This window comes from Streptomyces sp. NPDC031365, from assembly GCF_055569765.1.
The window spans coordinates 57,516-72,472 of record NZ_JBVIIM010000005.1 but is presented as its reverse complement, the minus strand read 5'-3'; the positions used below and the strand labels follow the sequence as shown (position 1 = coordinate 72,472).

General features: G+C 71.8%; 13 protein-coding genes. 4 read left to right on the top strand and 9 right to left on the bottom strand.

What is annotated here, in order from left to right; genetic code table 11:
• Nucleotides 1–241: 241 nt before the first annotated feature.
• The 3 genes from ACZ5C2_RS10350 to ACZ5C2_RS10340 all read left to right on the top strand — a co-directional run bounded on the left by ACZ5C2_RS10350 (nt 242) and on the right by ACZ5C2_RS10340 (nt 3,086).
• Nucleotides 242–487 (top strand): hypothetical protein, encoded by a 246-nt coding sequence (locus ACZ5C2_RS10350; protein WP_103541942.1) that lies wholly within the window; start codon nt 242–244, stop codon nt 485–487.
• Nucleotides 488–490: 3 nt separating this feature from the next.
• Nucleotides 491–868 (top strand): toxin Doc, encoded by a 378-nt coding sequence (locus tag ACZ5C2_RS10345; protein ID WP_468788688.1) that lies wholly within the window; start codon nt 491–493, stop codon nt 866–868.
• 574 nt (nt 869–1,442) lie between these two features.
• Entirely contained in the window at nt 1,443–3,086 is a 1,644-nt protein-coding gene (locus tag ACZ5C2_RS10340; protein WP_468788686.1) for an RICIN domain-containing protein, read from the top strand.
• Nucleotides 3,087–3,230: 144 nt separating this feature from the next.
• Here the strand turns inward: ACZ5C2_RS10340 and ACZ5C2_RS10335 are convergent, their stop codons facing one another.
• A complete protein-coding gene (locus tag ACZ5C2_RS10335; protein ID WP_468788684.1) occupies nt 3,231–4,400 on the bottom strand; it encodes a lactate 2-monooxygenase in 1,170 nt (389 codons plus the stop codon).
• A gap of 423 nt (nt 4,401–4,823) precedes the next feature.
• Complete coding sequence (locus ACZ5C2_RS10330; RefSeq protein WP_468788682.1) at nt 4,824–5,381, bottom strand: hypothetical protein; 558 nt, start codon at nt 5,379–5,381, stop codon at nt 4,824–4,826.
• A gap of 324 nt (nt 5,382–5,705) precedes the next feature.
• Here ACZ5C2_RS10330 and ACZ5C2_RS10325 point away from each other — a divergent pair, with 324 nt between their 5' ends.
• Nucleotides 5,706–6,140 carry a subtilase-type protease inhibitor gene (locus tag ACZ5C2_RS10325; protein ID WP_468788680.1) on the top strand — a complete coding sequence of 145 codons (435 nt, stop codon included), beginning with the start codon at nt 5,706–5,708 and terminating at the stop codon, nt 6,138–6,140.
• A 152-nt stretch (nt 6,141–6,292) separates the two neighbouring features.
• Here the strand turns inward: ACZ5C2_RS10325 and ACZ5C2_RS10320 are convergent, their stop codons facing one another.
• The 7 genes from ACZ5C2_RS10320 to ACZ5C2_RS10290 form a co-directional block, all read right to left on the bottom strand.
• The gene (locus ACZ5C2_RS10320) at nt 6,293–6,490 is read right to left on the bottom strand and encodes a CDGSH iron-sulfur domain-containing protein (protein ID WP_468788678.1); all 198 of its coding nucleotides are present in this window, start codon (nt 6,488–6,490) and stop codon (nt 6,293–6,295) included.
• Nucleotides 6,471–7,157: a HemK2/MTQ2 family protein methyltransferase gene (locus tag ACZ5C2_RS10315; RefSeq protein ID WP_468788677.1), complete on the bottom strand. Its 687-nt coding sequence runs from the start codon at nt 7,155–7,157 to the stop codon at nt 6,471–6,473. Before ACZ5C2_RS10315 ends, ACZ5C2_RS10320 begins: the two co-directional genes overlap by 20 nt.
• Nucleotides 7,147–8,160: an iron-containing redox enzyme family protein gene (locus tag ACZ5C2_RS10310; protein ID WP_468788674.1), complete on the bottom strand. Its 1,014-nt coding sequence runs from the start codon at nt 8,158–8,160 to the stop codon at nt 7,147–7,149. The genes ACZ5C2_RS10315 and ACZ5C2_RS10310 overlap by 11 nt, the downstream gene beginning before the upstream one ends.
• Nucleotides 8,161–8,862: 702 nt before the next feature.
• Nucleotides 8,863–10,203, bottom strand: coding sequence for a vanadium-dependent haloperoxidase (locus tag ACZ5C2_RS10305; RefSeq protein ID WP_468788672.1), 1,341 nt, complete (start codon nt 10,201–10,203; stop codon nt 8,863–8,865).
• 626 nt (nt 10,204–10,829) lie between these two features.
• Nucleotides 10,830–11,006, bottom strand: a complete 177-nt coding sequence (locus ACZ5C2_RS10300) for a hypothetical protein (RefSeq protein ID WP_468788670.1) — start codon at nt 11,004–11,006, stop codon at nt 10,830–10,832.
• Nucleotides 11,007–11,035: 29 nt separating this feature from the next.
• The gene (locus tag ACZ5C2_RS10295; RefSeq protein WP_468788668.1) at nt 11,036–12,046 is read right to left on the bottom strand and encodes a Ppx/GppA family phosphatase; all 1,011 of its coding nucleotides are present in this window, start codon (nt 12,044–12,046) and stop codon (nt 11,036–11,038) included.
• 84 nt (nt 12,047–12,130) lie between these two features.
• Complete coding sequence (locus ACZ5C2_RS10290) at nt 12,131–14,956, bottom strand: NHLP bacteriocin export ABC transporter permease/ATPase subunit (protein ID WP_468788666.1); 2,826 nt, start codon at nt 14,954–14,956, stop codon at nt 12,131–12,133.
• Nucleotide 14,957: the final 1 nt, after the last annotated feature.

Below are 14,957 nucleotides of genomic sequence, written 5' to 3'. Positions count from 1 at the left end.
TCTGGGTAAACCAACAACAAAAACACAAATGGGACCGCGCCACGCCCCGGGAGGCCCTCTTTCGGGGCCAACAAGGGCGGGGACCACTCCGCCCCCTCTCCCCCCCCCCCCCCCGCCCCGGAGCGGCGAGAACCCGCGTCCTGGCGGACAACAGCCATGCCGCGGGTTCGGTGGTACCCCTTGCCGTGTCCATTGACCTGCGGGTATTTACGAGTAAGTACCCGAGCGGTACCGTAATGCCATGCCAGCTCTCAACGTGGAGTTCAGCGACCGCGAGCTCGAGGACCTGCGGCAGATCGCCAAGGAACGCGGTACGTCCATGAAGGCGCTCGTGCGGGAGGCGGCCGCGGCGGACATAGCCCGCCACCGCGCCCTGCAGGAGGGTGCGGAAGCCTTTCGCCGGTTCTTCGCCTCCCACAAGGACGAGTTCGCCGCCGCCTTCCCGGACGACGAACCTCCTGCCAAGGGCGAGGGGCGGGCCGCCTGACCGATGGCACCCGTGCTGCACATCGACGTGCCCTGGCTGCTCCAGCGGCACGAGGAGGTCCTTCCGGACCAACCCACCGTCACCGACTTCTCCGCCCTGGTCGCGGCCGTCGCCCGGCATCGGGTGGACCCGCCCCGGCTGGGAGTGAACTCCGACGCGGCCTGGCGGGCGGCCGCCCTGCTGCACACCCTGGCCGTGCTCAGGCCGCTGCCCTCGGCCAACGCCCGCTTCGCCTGTGCCACGGCCGTCGCCTACATGTTCGTCAGCGGGGCCGGCATCGACCCGCCCTACGGCGCCCTGGTCGATCTGGCCCGTGATCTGATCGCCGCCGAGGTGGACGTCTACGGTGCGGCCGACCGGCTGCGCTCCTGGCAGATATGAGACCGCGCCGTACGGCGTGCGCGGGACACCCCGCCCTGGGGGCCGCCGGGTGAGGGCGGGAGGATCGGGGCGGACGGCCGTGCGCGCAGGAGAGCCGCCGTCTCTGCGCGTGACCTCCGAGAAGGGTCGTGACCAGTTGACGGTGTTCCTGCGCGCGCCGGAAGCGTGCGTGGGGCTGTCGTGTGAGGGCGGACCTCGCCCGGGGTGCCGCGCGTCCGGCGGGTGCGCGGATGAGTGTCGGCCGTCACTCTGGTCACCCGTGATGTGAACGACGGGAAAACCGGCGTCGAAAGCCGGAGCGGAGGCCACAGGCCGCCGTCCCTTTCTGACTTTCTGTCAACGCGCAGATGTTGCCCGACCGCCTTGTTGGCCGAGTGCCGGTTGTGCGAGAGTGAGCCACCCGCGAGGGGGTAAAGACCGGGGACGCACGCGAGTTGATGAACCGGATCCCGATTCGCCGCCGGTGAATTCGCACCCCCCGCGCCACGCCAAAGAGGTATGCACCCATCAGGCTCCCTTTTTCGGCGTCGGAAACGCTCGAATGTCACATGCGCTGTGGGAAGGAACCATCTCAGTGCACACCCCCCACCCCCCTCGACCTCCCTATCCGCCGCCGGGCGGGGATCCCGGGGAATCCGACGAGGCCCTCGCCGCGCGGTTGCGGGGCAGTCCGGAGGGCGAGGCCGCCCATTCCGTCGCGCTGTTGACGGCGCGGCACTGGCGGCCGATGCAGGACTACGCGGCCGTCTGCCTCGCCTCGTCGGGACAGACGGCCGCCATGGTCACCGCAGCCGCCCTGCACCGCGTCCTGGACCGGGTCGCCGTCGGCGAATCGGCCGTCGCGCTCCGGCCGGTACTGCTGGTCGGAGTGCGGGACACGGTCCGGGAGTGGGCCGCCGACGACCGAATAGCCGGAGTTCTGCCGGGGCTGCAGAAACCGGCCGGCGGACGCGGCATGCGCGCGGCGACGACCATGACTCCGGAAAACCGCTCACTCGCTCAACGGGCATTCCGGTACCTGCCCGCACTCGCGCGCTGTTTGCTCTGGCATGTCGAGGTCGAGGCCGAGCCGATTTCCGTACCCGCCGGTCTGCTGGGCATGGATCCCGACATCGCATCGGGCGCACTCGAACAGGCACGGGAAAAATTCCGTCAAGGTCTTGCTCATGCCCATCAGGAACTGGCACCGACGAAGGACTGCCGCTTCTACAACCGTCTCCTCGACGTCCCCATCCGCCGGGGCGGGGCGCTGCTGCCGGACGTCCGGCAGCATCTGGCGGAGTGCCGCTACTGCCGGAACGCGGCCGAACAACTGAGCCACTTCGAGGGAGGGCTGGGCACGCTGATCGCCGAGGCGGTGCTCGGGTGGGGCGCGCGGCGCTATCTCGACTCACGCCCGGGGCGCGCCACGGCCGGCCCGCGCGGCGGCCGGGCCGCCCGGCGCCGGCACCGGGGCGGAGACGGGGAATCCGGCAGCGGCCGGCACCGTCTGCTGTCCCGGATTCCCGTTCCCGACCGTCTCACGGGCATCGCGCTCCCGGACCCGGTGCGCTCCACCAGGACCCTGCTGACCGGACTCGGCGCGGTGTCCGCCGGAGTGCTGGTGAGTGTGCTCATCGCCGGGTCCTCCACACCGGACGGGGGCGGAGCCGACCCGACGGGCTCCACCGGCGCGGCGGGCGGCCGTGCCGCCGTGCCGTCCGCGTCGCCGCCCGGCGCCGCCGGGCTCCCCACCGCGCCGGGGCGCACGCGCCTGCGCAACGTCGCCTCCGGACTCTGCCTCGACACCAGGGGCGAACCGCAGGACGGCTTGGGCGCCCGGCTGGCGGAGTGCTCCTCGGAGTGGACCCAGCAGTGGACGTACGAGGACGACGGGCTGCTGCGCAGCGTGGCGGACCCCGGTCTGTGCCTGGACTCGCACAAGGACGCCGGTGTCGTCGTCCTGGGCACCTGTGCCGACGCCGACGACGCTCGCCGTGACGACGTGCGCTACGACCTCACCTTCCAGGGCGAGCTGCTGCCCCGCTGGGACGGACAGCTGGCCCTCACCCCCGCCACCCCTGACGCGAACGCCGACATCGTCGTCAAGGTACGTGACCGGACGGTGAACCAGCGCTGGGCGGCCGAACCCGTACGAACGGCCACGGACTCCCTCTCCACCACAGGGTCGGACACCCCACCGGCCCGCCAGGCGAAGGTGCCCGAACCACTGGCGTGAACGTCCGGGGCCGGTGCGAGGCCCCCGCAGGGGGCACCGCACCGGCCGCACGGCGCGAGGCCGGGCCGGGCTGGGCTGGGCTGGTAGAGGCGGCCACGGTCCGTTACCGGGGCGGCGGGGCCGGAGGGGGTACGCCGGGGCGGGTCAGATGGTGGCGTCCGTGAGGGAGTCGGGGCCGAGCGTGGCCGGTGTGGCGTGGCCCGACAGGGCCAGGGTGAGGTCGAGTTCGGCGAGCAGGCAGCGGATGACGTGTTCCACGCCCGCCTGGCCGTCGAGGCCGAGACCGTAGACGTACGGGCGTCCCACCAGGACCGCCCGTGCACCGAGGGCGAGCGCCTTGAAGACGTCGTCGCCGGTGCGGACCCCGCTGTCGAACAGCACGGTGAGCCGGTCGCCGACGGCTTCCGCCACGCCGGGCAGCGCGTCCGCCGCCGCGACCGCCCCGGCCACCTGGCGGCCGCCGTGGTTGGACACGATCACACCGTCCATCCCGGCGTCGGCGGCGAGCCGGGCGTCGTCGGGATGGAGCACACCCTTGAGCACGATCGGGCCGTCCCAGTTCTCCCGCAGGAACGCGAGGTCCGGCCAGGTCTTGGCGGGGTCGGCGAACATGCTCACGAAGTGCATCACCGCCGCGTTGGGGTCTTCGTGCACCGGCTTGGTCAGGCCTGCCCGGAACGCCGGGTCCGAGAAGTAGTTGGCGGTGCCCACCCCGTGCAGGAACGGCAGATAGGCCTGGTCCAGATCACGTGGGCGCCAGGACAGCAGAGGAGTGTCCAGGGTGACGACGAGCGCCGTGAATCCGGCGGCCTTCGCCCGGTCCAGGAAGCTCCGGGCCACCTCCACGTCCTTCGGCCAGTACAGCTGGAACCAGCGCTCCGCCTCGCCCATCGACGCCGCGACCTGCTCCATCGGGGTGCTGGACGCGGAGGACAGAACGAACGGCACGCCCTGTGCGGCCGCTGCCCGGGCGGCCGCCGACTCCGCGTCCGGATGCATGATCGACAGCACCCCGACCGGCGCCAGCGCCAGCGGCGCCGGCAACGCGCGGCCCAGGACCTCCACCGACAGATCACGTGCGTGCACGTCCCGCAGCATGCGCGGCACGATCCGACGCCGGTCGAGCGCGGCCCGGTTGGCGCGGGCGGTGCTGCCGTCCCCCGCGCTGCCGGCGACGTATCCGACCGGTCCGGGGCCGAGCCGCTGCTCGGTCAGCTTTTCCAGCCGGGTCAGATCGGTCGGCAGCCGGGGCACGGCACCCGTCATCCCGTTCAGGTAGATCTCGTACTGGAAGTCGCCCCAGTGCTTCGCCATCCGTCCCGCCCCGTCTCCTCGAGCCGCACCGTCCCGACGCATACTGGCTGGTATGTGCGGGGTCCGTCCAGCTCCGGGTGACCGGGAGTTCAGCGACCGGTGGCCGCCTCGTGCAGGACCCGGGCCGGCTGCCGTGGCCGGGAGGACATCGGCCGGCCCGGTGTCCATCGTGACCAGCTCCCAGCTGTCGCTCTTCAGCAGCTGCGTCACGACGGGCGGGGGCTCCGGGCCGTCGAGCAGGCACTCGGCGTAGGTCGCCGGCAGCTCCTCCAGTGGCCGGACGGTGTCAGGGGGTGAACCTCGTGCCCCCGCCGCGCGGTTCCGCCGCGACCTCGTCCCACGCCCATGTCCCGAGCCACGCACCGGCCGCCCATGCGAATCGAGTCATGCCCGCACCGTGAGGGACGCCACTGACCATGCCGTTCAGTCGCCGTCGGCCGCCGCCTCGCCCTCCCGGAATTCGCCGTCCGGCCCCCGGTCCCGCACCTGCCGGACATGTTCCAGCGACTCGCGCAGTTCGGTGAGCCAGTCGTCGGTGTGCCGCTGGACCAGACGCACGCACCAGGCCAGCGCCTCGCTGCGACTGCGGGCCACTCCGCCCGCGATCAGGGTGTCGAGGACCTGGCGCTCCGGCTGGCGCAGCCGCGTCATGACGGGAGCGGCCACGTGCGTGAACAGGGTGCGGTGGCCCCCGCACTCCACGCCCCAGGAGACCTTCCGGCCGAAGCGGCGCTCGGCGTCCCGGGCCACCGCCATCCGGTCGCCCCGGGTGCGCTCCCTGAACTCCCGGATCCGTCCCTCGACCGCCGCCTCCCGCTCGGCCGGCGAGGCGTCCTCGGCCGGCCGGGGGCCGGGAATGCGCCCGATCACCGTGATCTCCTCGCGGTCGACCGTGAGTTCGGCCAGTTCCTCGAAGAGGTCGTCGGGGAGCCGGCCCGCGAACCAGCCCCGCAGGTGCTCCCGCTGCTCGTTCGTAATCATGTAATGACCATTACGCGTGCTCCTCATGAACACAAGGGGTGGCGGAACGGTCCGCCGACAGCGGAATCGGAATGTTTCAGGCCGATTGTGGAGCAGCGGGTATTCGGCCACCTGGCCACTTCGCATATGCGGAAGCCGCCCGGTTACCGGGTCGACCCCTCCTCGTGTCGTCACTTCACGCCACTGATTCAACACGCAATGTTACCTGAATCTGCACATCCGATGTGAGTTTCCGCCGCGAACTCGGCAGACTCCGGCACGCCGGTCCGACACCACCGAGCACGGGCCGGCGACCCGAAGAAACAAAGCGGAAGGATGCACACAATGCGGAACACCGCGCGCTGGGCCACCGTCCTCGGCCTGACGGCCGCAGCCGTCTGCGTACCCCTGTCCGGGGCCGCGTCGGCCGCCCCGGGAGATGCCCCGTCCGCGCTCTATGCCCCCTCGGCCCTGGTCCTCACCGTGGGCCACGGCGACAGCGCGGCGACCGTCACGCCGGAACGCGCGGTCACCCTGACCTGCGCCCCCGGCCCCTCGGGCACCCACCCGGCCGCCGCCTCCGCGTGCGCGGACCTGAGCGGCGTCGGCGGTGACCTCGACGCGCTGACGATGCGGGAGGGCGTCTTCTGCACCAAGCAGTACGACCCGGTGCTCGTCACCGTCGACGGGGTGTGGCAGGGACAGCGCGTCTCCTACGAGCGGATCTTCTCCAACGCGTGCGTGATGAGCGCTCACGGTTCGAGCGTCTTCGCGTTCTGAGACCGGGATCGCACGGTTCCCGTGACCGCGCGGCGGCCCGCAGATTTGGGGAGTGCGGGCCCCCACGCGGAACGTGCGATCCCGCGCAAGGAGGCCGGCGGGCGGAGTGGGGCCGCCCGCCGGCCTCCGGACTTTTCACGGACCGCGCGGACTCACCCCCGCTCGCGGTGACTGGTGTCGCACCACGGGTACCGCCGGCTGCGGCGGCAGGTGCACAGGGCCACCCGGAAGCGGTCGGAGGACACGACCGTGCCGTCCTCCAGCTCCACCTCCACCGGCCCCTCCAGCAACAGCGGGCCCTTGCGCTGCACGGTGACGCGCCGCGGGGCGTCAGACGGGGAGTTCGGCACGGACCACCACCAGCTCTTCCTCGTTCTCCGCCGGAGGCAGCAGCCCTCGCTCCCGCAGCCAGTGCTCCCTGTCCCGCAGCACCGGACCGAAGGCGATGCGCCGGCGCCGCGTCACCGCGGCCTTCAGCCCGGCCGTCCGCAGCCGGCCGAGCGTCAGCTCGGGACCGCTGAGCGCGGACTGCACCAGCAGCAGCGCACCGCCGGGCCGCAACAGATCAGGAGCTTCCCGGCAGATCCGGTCCAGGACGAGCCGCCCGTCACCGCCCGCGTCCCAGGCCCGTGCCGCACCACGCGGCAGCCTCCGGCCGCCGGGGGCCGGAACGTACGGGGGATTGGCGAGGATCAGGTCGAACGACCGGCCCCGCACCGGAGCGAACAGATTTCCCTGCCGGACCCGGACGGGCACACCGGCCCGCAACGCGTTGACCCGCGTCGCGCACACCGCCCGCCACGACACGTCGACCGCGGTCACGCGGGTGCCGCGCCGCGCGGCGGCGACCGCCAGCGCGCCGGACCCGGTTCCCACGTCGAGAACGTCGGCGCCCGGGGGCACGGGCTCCTCGAACAGGGCGCCGGTCAGCAGTTCGGTGTCCTCTTGAGGGGCGTAGACGCCCGGTGGTACGAGTGATTTCACAGCCTGCCGAGTACCCCTGTGCTCAGGAGTCATGGGTGACCTGCTGAGCCAGGGGAGGGCGCAGGCACGAACGGCCCTCCCGCCAGTCGGCGAGCAGCCGCTCACCGAGCAGGTCCTCGGTGAACACGGTGGCGTCCACACCGAAGGCGATGTCCGGGGCGAGATGCGGTTCGTCCTCCAGCAGACCGCCGATGACGTCGTGGCGCACCACCTGCTCGTGCACCGCGTCCGCCTCCACGTGCTCGTCGTAGAAGTGCTCGGCGGCGGGCCCCGCGCCGGTACGGCGCATCGCCTCCGCGAGCCGCCGGGAGCCCGGCGACGAGGTGATCTCGACCGTGGCGAAGTGGCCCACCAGAGCGCCCCTGAGGGAGCGGTGCAGGCCGAACAGCGACATGAGGTTCACCGTGACGAGGAGCTCGGAACAGGCGGCATCCAGATAGTGGCCGTACGTCGTGTCCAGACCCAAGTCATCCATCAGGTCGGCGAACAGACGGGCGTGGACGCGGTCGGCCCTGCCGCCGCCGTACTCGTCGAACTCCACCGCCGCCATCGCCGCCTTGGCCCGTCCTCGCAGCCGGGGCAGCACCCAGGCGTGCGGGTCCGCCTCCTTGAGGTGGTACAGGGACCGCAGGGCGGCGTACTCGCGCAGCTGCCACAGCTCGCCCTTGTCGCGCAGGAAGTGACTGACGCCCGTGCCGTCCACCGGTTCCACCAGGATCCCCGCGAGTGCGTCGCCGACGCTGTCGTGCCGCCGGGCGTCCGCGCGGAGAGCGGTGAGGAAACGCCGCTCCAGTGCGGCGCGGGTGCGCAGCAGCCCGGGATCCCATTCCAGGTCCGGGTCCACGCCCGCGAACCCGCGGTAGTGCAGCTCGTAACAGAGGTACAGGGCGAGCTGGAGGTCGTCGCCGTACACCGGGGCCGCCGCGATGCCGTCCTCGGAGGGCAGCGGTCCGGTGCCGCGCAGATGGTCCCGTACGGCACCGCTCACCGGGCCGCGCGGTGCGGGCAGCCGGGGTTCGTCAGGGGCATGGTTCATGGGTCCCGGGTACCCGGACCGCGCACGGAAACCCCTGCCCGGGCGCAGACGGCGGCCGACCGGGTACCCCGTGCGGAGGAAGGCACTGGCTTGATCGGGACGGGAGGATCTCGGCATTCCGGCTGGGCAGGCGGCCTTCGGCCGCAGGTGCCGACGTCGTGACGAACTCGTGCGGGGTCGGCTTCTCGCTGAAGAGGTCCGGAGCCTTCCACCGGGCCGCGTCCCTCGCCTCGGGCGGGACCGTGCTCCAGGCGACCGAGACACTCGCGGCCTTCTCGGACGAGGCGATGCGCAGGACGTTCGAAGCCCTGGCCCCGGTCCTTCCTCCCGGCGAACGCCCGGATCACCTCGTTCTCCGCTTTTTGGGCAAGTGCCACGGCGCTTCGTCGATTTCCCGCTTGCGGAAAGGCGGCCGTCGAAGGTGATACCGAAAACGTTCAGCGGTCTCCCAGCGCATGGTCCAGCGGGCTTGGCCCTCGCCGGTGGAATCGAGCGACATCTACGCCATGTGGACAGGCTTGAGGAGCTTTGTGATCTTTCCCCAGTCCGGGAACGAGACCCCGGACCGCGACACCGTCCCCCGGCCACCTCGCCGCAGAGATTCCAGCCCGCGGGACTCCTCGGCAGGTGAACGGATGGCGTGAGGCGGCCGCAGCACCGCCGATCCGGTCGGATCGGCGGTGCTGCGGCGATGTCGGTGCCTCACAGCTCCTGGAGTTCGTTGCCGATGACGTACGTGGCCACGTCACGTCCCAGCTCGAGTCCGTCGTCGGCGTCCCAGCGGTAGTGGACGCCCAGGTACAGGCGGCTGAGCGCGTTTTCCTCCGCCGCGGCACTGAAGCTGTTGAACGTCCGGTTCCTGACCGGTGACCTGGGCTCGTCGGTGGTGGCGGTGAAGGAGATCTGGTCGGTGCCCAACGCCTCCCTCATCACGGTCTCCCACGCGCCGGCGAAGGTCGCGTGACCGGACGCCCAGGCGGGGAAGCAGGGGGTGGGCCCCAGCGGCTGCCAGGTCGGGTCGTTCAGGCCCACCTGAATCGCGGAGACGGGCCGCCAGAGGTCGATCGGCGTCTTGTACTTGACGTCCCACTCGGCGATCGCACCGTCCGCCATCGCCAGCGACAGCATCGCGAAGAGCCGTGCCGTCCGGTAGGTCTTCAGGTTCTGCTGGTCGGCGACGGTCGTGGTGATGGAAAGCAGCTGTCCCACCGGCTTGTAGGTGCCGTCCGCGTCGTTGGCCCAGAACCAGGCCGTCGCGGTCTGGTCGGCGGTGCGCGCCGTCGAGGTCGCCGAACCGAGCCTGCGCACCTCGTCCACCTGCGCCTGGTATGCCTGGCTCGCCAGGAGCACCTCGTACGTGCCGTAGGTCTCGGGCGTCGCGGGCCGGAACTGCGCTCCCGAGGACAGGACGAACGGCCGTACGAGCCCCCAGTCCGGGTCCACGGCGTCGCTCTCCAGGGCGCAGGTGCCGCCGGTCGGACGCCAGGCGCCCGGCTTGTCCTCCACGGTGTACGACTTGCCTTCGCCGGAGCCGTCGTCGTAACGGGCGTTCCAGATCCGGTCGGCGACCGGCTCGGCCACCAGCGGCTTGAGGACGTCGAAGTCGGTCCACTCGTTGCCGAAGCGCTCCTTGAAGCGGCTGTTGATGAACGTCGTCTGGGCGGGGAAGAGCCGGACCAGGAGGTTGCGCGCGGTGTGGCCGATGACGCGCTCTTCCTCGTCGGGTCCCTCCACCAAGGGGGCCCCGGAGTACTTGGGCGCCTCCAGGAAGGGTTCGTACTCCAGGGAGTGCCAGGTCCGCTGGTAGGCGCTCTCCGCGTCGTAGATACCCGCGTTCATCATCGCCGCGGCCCTGGCGAGCGGGCCGGGGCCCACGTTCGTCTGCCGCCGGAAGACATCGATCAGTACGGAGTTCCAGAACTGCACCGGCCTGCCGTCGAACGTGGCCGCCTGTGCGGAGCCGGCCGCGGAGGAGGGTGCCGCGGTCGACGGAGTAGGGGTGGTGAGCGGCGCGAGAAGCGCCGCGAGTACGACGAACAGCACGAGTCCGCTTCTTCGGCTCGTGCCTCGCCACGGAATCGGTAACGGTCTTGAGGGTGGTGAGGCCATGTGCCATCCCTTGCTCCACTGAACCGGCACCCGCTGCACCGGCGCGCTCAAGCTAGCGAGTGCTCCCGGCCCCCGGCGTCCCGCAGTTGATGGAACGCCGGGTAAACCGGTGTGGTAGTCGGCACCGGTCGCTGCAACCCGGGCGGTAGTGACCCCTGGATCGTCCGGCCGTCTCCAAAGGCGGGCAGACGGCCGAGTTCCGTGATGACGCCGCAAAGGGCCCGGACACCGACCTGGCCGGCCCCCTTGACCGCCCGGAGACGGTCAAGAGGACCTGTTTCATAAGCCCCGCTTCGGGGCGACGGTCACGGCCAGGTCCGGGCGCCGGCGCGGCCTGCCGATACCGACGCGGGGCACCCGGATGCGCTCCAGGACCGGCTGGAAGCCGTTGTCCTTCCTGGTCACCGCCGGCCGGCGGCACGACAGCCCCGAGTTCTGTCCGTGCTCGACCGCAAGGACACCCTCGCGGTCGGGCCACCGCCTGAGCGCCCGAGCCCGAGGTCCGCGGGCTCGGCCACGACTCCTCCGGGTCTGTCCCGCTGCACATCCCCGTAGTCCCCTCAGTCCCCCTGGGACTCCTCCTGCGCCTCGGTGTTGGGCGTGATGGCCTCGCCCGCCTCGCCCCGGTGCCGGAGGCGTCCGGCGGAGTCGCGGGTGCGGCGTTCGGCGTCCTCGGCCTCCCGCAGTACCTCCTCGACGGCCGTCTCGGGTTCCTTGCGGTCGTCCTGCTCGGACACGGGGGTCTCCCTTCGTCGTGTGTTCCGGGTCAGCCGTGCGTGGTGGCGATGCGCAGGGATACGGGCTCGGTGCCGACCGCCTCCTTCTCGTTGAGGCGGGTGATCTCCGCCCACCAGGACGGACCGTCCTCGATGTGGCGCAGGAGCACCCCCTCGCGCAGCGCCCACGGACAGATCGTCACCGTAGGCAGCCCGGTCAGCTTCATCGCCGTGTGGGCCACGACGGCGCCCGCCAGGCTCTGTACGGAGCGCGGAGCGGAGATGCCGGGCAGCCGCGACCGTTCGGCGGCGGGCAGGGCGGCCAGCCGGTCGATCGCCACCCGCAGATCGGCACTGGACAACTGCCGCTCCACGAACGGACCGTGCCGTCCCGGAGCGGCCCCGCACAGCCGCCCCAGCTGCTGGAACGTCCGGGAGGTGGCGACCGCCGTCCGGGGCCCCTCCCAGCGGATGCGCGCCGCCACGTCGCGCAGCTGGTGGCGCACCCGTCGGCGCAGCGCCCGCACCCGCTCCGGCGAGGGAGGGTCCTCGTCCTCGAAGTACTCGTGTGTCAGCCGGGCCGCGCCCAACGGCAACGAGGCCGCGAAGTCGGGCAGCCGGCCGCGTCCGAAGGCGACCTCCAGTGATCCCCCGCCGATGTCCAGCATCGCCAGCGGTCCACAGCGCCAGCCCATCCAGCGGCGCGCGGCGAGGAAGGTGAGCTCCGCCTCGACCTCGCCCGGCAGGGTGCACAGCTCGATGCCCGTGCGCGTCCGGACCGTGCGCAGCACCTCGTGCCGGTTCGACGCCCCGCGCACCACGGCCGTCGCGAACGCCAGCGGACCCGAGGCACCCCAGCGCGCGGCGGTCCGGTCCGCCGCGGTCACGGCCTCCACCAGGTCCTCCACGGCCTGCTCCGGCACCGGTCCGCCGGGTACGACCTGCTCGGACAGCCTGAGCCGCCATTTTGACGTGTGCACCGGAAGCGGTGCACCGCCCTCCGTGTCCGACACGACGAGTCTGACGGTCTTCGATCCCACATCCACCACGCTGGTCCGCATGGCCCGTGGGTACCCACTTACCACCCGGGCCAACGAAAACGGCCGCCGCGGACGTCGAAGTCACGCCACCGCAGGCGTGACGCCTCAAGCCAGCTGCCGCCGCACCAGCTCGTGCAGCCGGCCGCCGGTGTCGGCGAGCAGCCGGGCCGGCGGGCCCTGCTGGACCACCTTGCCGCGTTCCATCACCACCACCCGGTCCGCGTCGAGGACCGTGGACAGCCGGTGCGCGATGACGATCCGGGTCGCCTCCAGGGCCTTGGTGCTCTCGATCACCGTGCGCTGCGTCTCGTTGTCCAGGGCGCTGGTCGCCTCGTCGAAGAAGAGGATCCGCGGCCGGCGGATCAGCGCCTGGGCGATCATCAGACGCTGCCGCTGACCGCCGGAGACCGCACCACTGCCGGACACGATGGTGTGCAGTCCCATCGGCATCCGCCTGATGTCCTCCGCCAGCCCCGCCATCTCCGCGGCCGCCATCGCCTCCTCCGGCGTGTACGGCTCGGTCCCGCAGATCACGTCCAGAACGGACCCGGTGAACGGCTGCGCGTGCTGGAGAACCACACCGCACTGTCGGCGCACCGCCGACCGGTCGAGCGCCGCCAGGTCCTGGCCGTCGTACAGCACACTCCCGGACACCGGCCGGTCGAAGCCGATCAGCAGCCGCAGCAGCGTGGACTTGCCGCAGCCACTCGGGCCGACGACCGCCACGAACTCGCCCGGCCGTGCCTCGAAGGACACGTCGTCGAGGACCAGGGGTCCGTCGTCGGAGTAGCGGAAGGACAGCCGCCGCGCCTCGATCGCCCCGGACAGCGGGCCCGGCCGGGTGCTCGCCGCGCGCACCTCGGGGGTGGCGTCCAGCACCGGTTTGATCTGCTCGAACAGCGGCAGAGCGGTGACCGCCGAGACGAGCGCGCCGGTCAGCTGGGTGACCGAGGTCAGCACCATCGTCACCGACGTGTTGAAGGTGAGGAACTCCGCCGCCGTCATCGAGCCGCGCGCCGGTCCCGCCAGCAGCATGAACATCGCCAGCGTGCACAGCGGCAGATACACCGAGCCCAGCACTGCCGTCAGGTTCTTGATGCGGCCTGCCTTCTGCTGCAGCTCACGGCTGCGGGCGAACTGGGACGCCCAGGCGGCGTACGCGTAGTTCTCCGCCGCCGCCACCCGCAGTTTCGGCAGCCCGCGCAGGGTCTGGAACGCCTGGTTGTTCAGCTTGTTGGTGAGCACCACCAGGCGCCGCTGCCATCGCACCTGCCACAGCCCGAGCCCCAGGAACACCCCGGCGATGACGACCAGCATCCCGATCGCGGCCAGTGCCATCGGCACGCTGAACCACAGCAGCAGGCCGAGATTCATCGCTCCGACGGTGACCGACTGGGCCACCGTGGGGCCAACCCCGGCCAGCAGCCGGCGGATCGCGCTGATGCCCATGGCCGCGCTCGCCAGCTCACCGGTGGACCGCTCGGTGAAGAAGCGGGTGGGCAGCCGCAGCAGTCTGTCCCAGACGGCCGGCTGGAGCGTGGCCTCCACCCGGCCCTCGAGACGCAGCAGGGTGAGGTTCTGCAACAGCATGAAGGCAGCGGCCACCACACTGCTCACGATGACCGCGAGGCACACCTGCACGATCAGTCCGGTCTGTGCCTTCGGCACGAACTCGCCGAGCACCTTGCCGGTCGCGAGCGGCACCAGGGCCCCGATCGCCACCGTCACCAGACCGCTCAGCAGCAGGCCGGTCATGTCACCGCGCGTACCGGTCAGGCAGAACCGCAGCAGCCGCAGCGGAGTCAGCCGCCGCTCGGGCAGCGGGCGGTAGAACATCACCGCGCGCGGCTCGAACCCCTCGGCGTTCGCCTTCTCGACCGGCGTCTCCCTGCCGGTCGCGGGATGGACCGCCACATAGCCGCCGCGCCGCCACAGCAGGGCCACCGGCGCGCCCGACAGGGCCCGGTGGCCCACCAGCGGCCCGACGTCGTCCCGCCACCAGCGGCCGTGCAGCCGTACGACACGGGTGCGCAGGCGGGAGGCCTGGGCGATCCGCTCGACCGGATCGAGCCGGTCGACGCCGGTCCCGGACTGCGCGGGCGCGGCCAGTGTGATGCCCGCGGCCCGCGCCGCGAGCTTGCAGGCCGCGTACGTGGCGTCCGCGTCGGCTGCCGTCGTGCGCCGGTCCGGCCGCTCGCCGATCGCGGCGAGCAGCGTCCGGTCCGCCTGGGCACGCACCGCCTCCCCTGCCGCGATGCCTTCCGCGGTCCGCGTCTCGTGCGTGTGCTCCAGCTGTTCGATCCACCGGTCGAGCGTCGTCATCAGCCGGTACTGCTGGTCGACCATGCTCTGCCACAGTGCCGGATCCATCAGCAGATCGGCTGCTGCCTCCGTGCCGTACAGCGAGCCGTACTGCACACTTCCGGGCGGGACCTGCATCCAGAACACGTCGTCGTCGGTGGGGGCCGCGGCCCGCTCCGTGGCCATCGGCGCCTGGAACAGGACGGACAGACCGCGTCCCACACCGAGCGCGAGGGCGTACTCCAGCGGGCTCGTCGTGGGTGGCACGTACTGCGGGGTGCCGTACGCGTCGTACGACCAGCTCTGGGTGCTCGCCGGCTGGTACAGCTCGCGCAGTCCGATGCGGCGCACCGCGCAGTCCCGCAGCGGGCGCGCCACCAGGGTGTGCGCCGGACCCGCGACCGGACCCAGCACCAGCGAGCCCGCCTCCAGCCGGCCCAGATGGTGCCAGTGGCCCCGCTGTTCGGCGTCCACCGCGAACAGGTCCACGGCACCGGACACGATCAGCCACAGCACCTGCGGCCCCTCCAGGTCCAGCCGGCCGAAACCGGAGCAGTCGATCGGTGCGCCCAGCGACCCGAGCGCGCCCAGGACGAGGTCGTTGCCCGCTGCGTCGTGCACGGCTGTCATC